Source organism: Yersinia pekkanenii, from assembly GCF_001152565.1.
Classification (GTDB): domain Bacteria; phylum Pseudomonadota; class Gammaproteobacteria; order Enterobacterales; family Enterobacteriaceae; genus Yersinia; species Yersinia pekkanenii.
In genome coordinates, this window is sequence record NZ_CQAZ01000090.1 from 1 (window position 1) to 6,427 (window position 6,427).

Below are 6,427 nucleotides of genomic sequence, written 5' to 3' on the forward strand. Positions count from 1 at the left end.
CTGTTTTTTAAAACGAGTAAAATCAAAGCTGTTGGGATGGCATGACATTATCTATGGCATTAATCCCATTTAAAGTTCATGAGTGGGTGGAGTAGATGCCCGCAGTGGGTAATGTCGATGCTATGGTGATAAATTTATTTTTGATAATATGGCAAATTATTCACTTAATATGATTATTTTTAACTATTCTTACACTATTTCCAGTTAATGTCATTGCTGGTAGAGAAAAGTAAGTCAGCCGCTAGCAGTGATTTTCAACCTGTGATAATAGCGCCAACATTCAGTGCAGAATTGAAATCTGCCCGTTTCGCGCGCAGCTAAGGTTTCTTCAACGGGCAGAGGAAGAGTGCAATCAATGAAAATAAACTTATTCATCGCTTCACTGTGTAGCAGAAAAAAAATGGGTCTACTGTTATTACTCCTCTTTTTGGCTACCAGCAGTAAACTGAGTTTTGCAGTACTGACCGTTAATACCTGTACCCTTGTCGCCTTGGGGGCCGGAGGTAATACGCCGTATGTCCTAAAAGCGCTACCGACCACGTTAACGAATAGGAGGCATGAGTTTCAATATCGTTGCTACATACACGAAAACAGGGACAGGAGCGGATAACTTTATAATAGGTGGTTGGGCCACGAAAAGTACTATGGGCCTTTTTAATACCCTTCCCACGAATGTTCCTGGTGTTGGGGTACGCATGTTTATTCAAAACAACCCAATCGCGAATTTAACTTGGCACCAAATATATCCCCGAATTTTGTACGCGGCCGGTAAAAATCTTACGGAAACTTATACAATCATCATTGAACTAGTGGTGACTAATGCCAGCCTTTATAATGGTGGGATTATTGAGTGGGATACTACTGTTGAGGGTTTGCAGATAAGGTACATGGTGGTTGTAGGTAACGATAAAGTTTGGTCGGATAAAAGTGTCGCTACTGGTGGGTCACGTTGTGGGGCATCCATGACAATTATTCCGTGGGGGGCTAAATCAGACTTACAACTACCGACACCCACAGTGTCAACCTGTGACCTGGGAGCCACTGCTATCGTCGTTGGGCTGGAGCCGGTTGATTCTTCCTCGCTACAAACTGTCGGTAACCGCACGGGGGGAAAGGCTTTCTCGATTCCGCTGGGTAACTGCGGTAAAGACGCTAAGCCCTATATCACGTTTACCGACAGTAGCAACAAGGCTAACCGCACCAGCACACTGAGTTTATCGCCGGGTAGCACTGCGGCTGGTGTGGGTATCGCGATAGAAAAAAGTGATGGTAGCCTGGTGCAATTTGGCGCGGAAAACGCCAGCGTGAGTGNGATGGCGCAGGTATTGTGATCACCGATGAAGCCGGTGCCCCGATCAAACGTGGTGTTGCTTCGACCGCCAAATCGCTGGATAAGGGTAATAACAGCCTGAAGTTCTCAGCTTATCTGCAAGGCACCAGTGTCACGGAAGGCAGTGTCATTCCTGGCGAATTCAGCAGCGTGGCTAACTTTACACTGGCTTATAATTAATAAAATCATTCCGCCCTCTATTTAAGAAAAAAGCATGTGGGAGAAATTCCATGTGCTTTTTATGCTATAAAAGACAATAAAGAAAGAATAAAATTAACGTCTGCTAGAACTATTTAGACTAAAATACTTTTTATTACTGGTCGCTTTTATTACTCTCGATATAACATTGTTAATGTAACAGTATAAGTAGATTAACTTGAGTGCTGTTTTTTAAAACGAGTAAAATCAAAGCTATTGGGATGGCATGACATATCTATGGCATTAATCCTATTTAAAGTTCATGAGTGGGTGGAGTAGAAGCCCGCAGTGGGTGATGTCAATGCTATGGCAGTGAGTTTTTTTGATATTATGATAAATTATCCACCTAACATGATGATTTTTAGCTATTCTTAAACTCTTTCCAGTAGATGTTATTGCTGGCAGAATTCTCTGGTGAGTAACTGAATGAGAATAATTAAAAAAATTACGATAACAATGACGGCATCATTGATAGCGTTCAGCGGCACGGTCAATGCTATTGGTTTTAATACGAACGCACTGGATGCAAACGACAAAGAGAATATTGATCTTTCCCACTTTACTACCGCCGGCTATATCATGCCGGGCGAGTATCGGATGGCTATCAGCGCCAATAATCACACCATCCCTGAACAGATGGTCTCGTTCTATGCCCGTGACGATAAACCCGATAGTAGTGAAGCTTGTGTGGCGGGTGCAGTGATTGAACAGTTTGGCTTGAAGCCCGAAATATTGAAAAAAATAACTTTCTGGCATGATGGACAATGCGCGGACTTGAGTGCGTTAGAGGGGGTAACTACTGAAGCTGATTTAGCCACCAGCACGTTATATATCAGTATCCCGCAAGCCTGGATGGAATATAGCGATAGTAACTGGGTACCTCCTTCTCGTTGGGATGAGGGTATTCCAGGTTTTATTGTGGATTACAATCTGAACTCGCTGTTTAGTAAACCCAAAGAAAGTGGTTCAACCAGTAATATCAGCATGAACGGTACCTCTGGTTTGAATGCCGGGCCTTGGCGGTTACGGGGTGATTATCAGGGGAACTACACCCACAACAGTGGCGAAAATAGCCAGTCTGACAGCTCGTTTGATTGGAGCCGGGTCTATATGTATCGGGCTATTAAATCATTGGCTGCTACCTTGAGCGTCGGTGAAAACTATTTCGCCTCCAGTATTTTCGACACTTTCCGCTATGCCGGTGCCAGTTTGTCCAGTGATGAACGTATGCTGCCACCAAACTTGCGCGGTTATGCCCCTGAAGTCAGTGGGATTGCCAGAACTAACGCCAAAGTTACCGTTACCCAGCAAGGCCGTGTACTGTATCAAACCACCGTGGCCTCCGGTCCTTTCCGTATTCAGGATCTGAGCAGTGCTGTTACCGGGCGATTGGATGTCAGGGTTGAAGAGCAGGATGGCTCGATACAGACATTTCAGGTGGATACCGCGGCGGTGCCTTATCTGACTCGCCCTGGTGCTATCCGCTATAAAACCGCTGTGGGTCAGCCTTCCACCATGAATCACGGGACCGAAGGCCCGGTGTTTGCCAGCGGAGAGTTCTCTTGGGGGGTCAATAATAACTGGTCATTGTTTGGTGGGGCCATTGGCTCAAATGATTACAATGCCTTGTCGCTCGGGCTTGGCCGTGACTTATATGCGTTTGGCGCAATATCAACGGATATAATCCAAACCTATGCGACTAATCTCCCCGATCAATCCACCCAAAGCGGGAAGTCGTTGCGTGTAAGGTATGCCAAGCGTTTTGATGAAATTAACAGTGACATTTCGTTTGCAGGATATCGTTTTTTTGAACGCGAATTTATGTCTATGAATCAGTATCTTAATGCGTTTTATCAGGATGATGATTTAGGGCGTAATAAGGAAATGTACACGGTTACGGCGAGTAAAAACTTTCCTGATATCCAGACCAATATTAATTTTTCCTACAGCTACCAAAATTATTGGGATCAGCCAACGTCCAACAGCTACAGTGCGACTATCAGCTACTCTTTTGACGCTTTTTCTCTCAAAGATGTTTCAGTAAACCTTTCTGCGAGCCGCAGCAAAAATAATGGTGTGAATGATGATGTGGTCTATGTGGGTATTTCTATACCTTTAAATAATCAACAAAGTATGAGTTATAGCGGGCAACATGGTGCCCAAGGCAATAACCAAACGGTCAATTACTATAATAATTCGGCAATGGACAGCAGTTATCGGTTATCGGCAGGGGTTAACAATAGTAATGACACGGGTGCTCGAAGCCAGTTCAGTGGTTTTTATAATTACCGCAGCAGTCAGGCTGAAACCAGTATTAATGCTTCATACGTGCAGGATAATTTCACCTCGACCGGGGTATCTGTTCGCGGGGGGGCAACGATCACGGCGAAAGGGGCGGCATTACATGGCCCTGGGGTGAGTGGGGGAACCCGTCTAATGGTGAATACCGATGATATTGCCGGCGTCGATCTGGAAGATCGCAATATCCGTTCGAACCGTTTTGGTATTGCGGTGCTGAATGACGTAAGCAGTTACTATCGTACTGATACCCGTATCGATATTAATAAGTTGGCTGATGATGTTGAAGTTAAGCAGTCGGCGGTAGAATCTGCCCTTACCGAAGGGGCCATTGGTTATCGTCGTTTCTCGATGATCAGAGGGGAGAAAGTATTGGCAACGATTAGCCTGACAGACAGTAGCCATCCTCCTTTTGGTAGCATGGTTATGAGTGCTAAGGATCAAGAATTGGGTATTGTCAGCGATGACGGTTTTACTTACCTGAGTGGGGTGACACCGGGAGAAACGCTAGATGTGATCTGGAATGGTATTAAACAATGCCAGGTAGCGATCCCAGCAACATTACAGTCGCAGGCGCAAATATTACTGCCCTGTTTATCCATTAAATAAGCTGAGGTCATAAAAATGAAAAAATTACCATTAGTCGCGTTGACCAGCACGTTGTTTTTTACCTGCCATGCTGTCAATGCCGCGATTGCATTAGACCGGACTCGGATTATTTATAACGGGCAGGATAAGTCAATCAGCCTGAATATCAGCAATGAAAATAAGACATTACCTTATTTAGCACAGTCGTGGATTGAGAATGAACAGCAGCAAAAAGTCACTACCCCGTTAGTGGCGACCCCGCCGGTTCAACGGGTGGAAGCCGGTAAAAAAAGCGCTGTGCGTATTTCCGCCACCCCTGATGCGCTGAAATTGCCGCAAGATCGCGAATCACTGTTCTACTTCAATCTGCGTGAAATTCCGCCTAACAGTGAAAAACCTAACGTGATGCAGATTGCCTTACAAACCAAAATTAAACTGTTTTACCGGCCTGCGGGAATTACAGCTACATCGGGTCAGATTTGGCAGGATCAGTTAGTGCTGCATAAAACCGCGCAGGGTTTTCGGATTGAGAATCCTACGCCGTATTACATTACTGTAGAAGGACTGGCAGAGAAAGGTAAGTCAGCCGCTAACAGTGACTTTCAACCGGTGATGATAGCGCCGAAATCCAGTGCAGAATTGAAATCAGCCCGTTTCGCCGCGCCGGTTCTGACCTATATCAATGATTATGGTGGCCGCCCTGAACTGAACTTCAGTTGCAGTGGAGCGGTTTGCCGCGCAGTGAAGTCGGTGTAACACCCAAATAGTGCGCTATAGAGGAAACAACAAATATGCATAGGTCAACCCAATTTAAAACCGATAATTTACTGGGTCGTTGGCGTCAATGGGGGGCTAAAGGTCTATTTATCTTTGCGTTGACTTACTCTGGCACCAGTCAGGCATTTGTTGCAGGCAGTTGTGTGATAAATTCAGTCAACGGAAGCCCATTTAAGCTCAAGTCTATGCCGATGCAATTGACTGATGGCTTTGTTCTGGCAGATCGTACGGTGTTCATCACTTTTGGCTATAGAAAAAATAATAAGACTGCTGAGGTATTGAAGATCACCGGTGGATATAGCGGACCTGTTAATAATCAGACCCACAGCACACTAACTGTCCTCGGAGCTGACGGTGTTGGTGTACGTACAAGGCTTTATGAACAACCCAATTCATATTTGGGTACCGGGGCTAAAAACGTATTACACGAGATCCTGGTTTCTGACAGCGGTACCAACCTAACTCAAGGTGTTTTTTGGTTACAAGAGTTGGTGGTCACTAATGCTAAGTTATACAACGGTGGGAAGGTAACCGATATGGATGATAATACTCCAATGTTTCTTGGGTTCGGTGACTCATTGGGAGTGAGTTCAGCTAATGGTGGTTGTAGTATATCACAAGGCAGTATTCTCAGTACTATTCTGACTTTGGGAGGGGGGACACTGCCTATATTATTACCGGAAATAACCACGCCAACCTGTGACCTGGGAGCCACTGCTATCGTCGTTGGGCTGGAGCCGGTTGATTCTTCCTCGCTACAAACTGTCGGTAACCGCACGGGGGGAAAGGCTTTCTCGATTCCGCTGGGTAACTGCGGTAAAGACGCTAAGCCCTATATCACGTTTACCGACAGTAGCAACAAGGCTAACCGCACCAGCACACTGAGTTTATCGCCGGGTAGCACTGCGGCTGGTGTGGGTATCGCGATAGAAAAAAGTGATGGTAGCCTGGTGCAATTTGGCGCGGAAAACGCCAGCGTGAGTGTCAGTAACGTGGGGCAATTTTTAATTGGTAGCTCAACCGTAGCCGGTACCAGCGTTCCTTTAAATCTGACAGCTCAATATGTTCGGACTAATGAGGCGCTAAAGAGCGGTAATATTAGGGCGGATGCTATCTTTACCGTTGCCTATCCTTAACGTTAGGCTTCATCCCTGAGGCCACCGGGTGGTGAGCCTCACCCGAATCACTTGCTGATGTCAGTGTTAGGAACGATACCACTGACATCAGTGGGGGGGG

The 6,427-nt window shown here is 45.7% G+C and carries 4 protein-coding genes and 1 pseudogene; all 5 read left to right on the forward strand.

Annotation, left to right across the window (positions count from 1 at the left end):
- The first annotated feature begins 962 nt into the window (after positions 1 to 962).
- The 5 genes and pseudogenes from AEP37_RS27795 (at position 963) to AEP37_RS26330 (ending at position 6,327) form a co-directional block, all read left to right on the forward strand.
- Entirely contained in the window at positions 963 to 1,331 is a 369-nt protein-coding gene (locus AEP37_RS27795; protein ID WP_331462910.1) for a fimbrial protein, read from the forward strand.
- Positions 1,313 to 1,510 (forward strand): annotated as a pseudogene (locus AEP37_RS22140) (fimbrial protein); the annotation flags it as partial. The gene AEP37_RS27795 and the pseudogene AEP37_RS22140, both read left to right, overlap by 19 nt.
- Before the next feature lie 444 nt (positions 1,511 to 1,954).
- Positions 1,955 to 4,435 carry a fimbria/pilus outer membrane usher protein gene (locus AEP37_RS22145; RefSeq protein WP_049615352.1) on the forward strand — a complete coding sequence of 827 codons (2,481 nt, stop codon included), beginning with the start codon at positions 1,955 to 1,957 and terminating at the stop codon, positions 4,433 to 4,435.
- 15 nt (positions 4,436 to 4,450) lie between these two features.
- Complete coding sequence (locus AEP37_RS22150; RefSeq protein WP_049615353.1) at positions 4,451 to 5,170, forward strand: fimbrial biogenesis chaperone; 720 nt, start codon at positions 4,451 to 4,453, stop codon at positions 5,168 to 5,170.
- A gap of 35 nt (positions 5,171 to 5,205) precedes the next feature.
- Positions 5,206 to 6,327, forward strand: coding sequence for a fimbrial protein (locus AEP37_RS26330; protein WP_049615354.1), 1,122 nt, complete (start codon positions 5,206 to 5,208; stop codon positions 6,325 to 6,327).
- Positions 6,328 to 6,427: the final 100 nt, after the last annotated feature.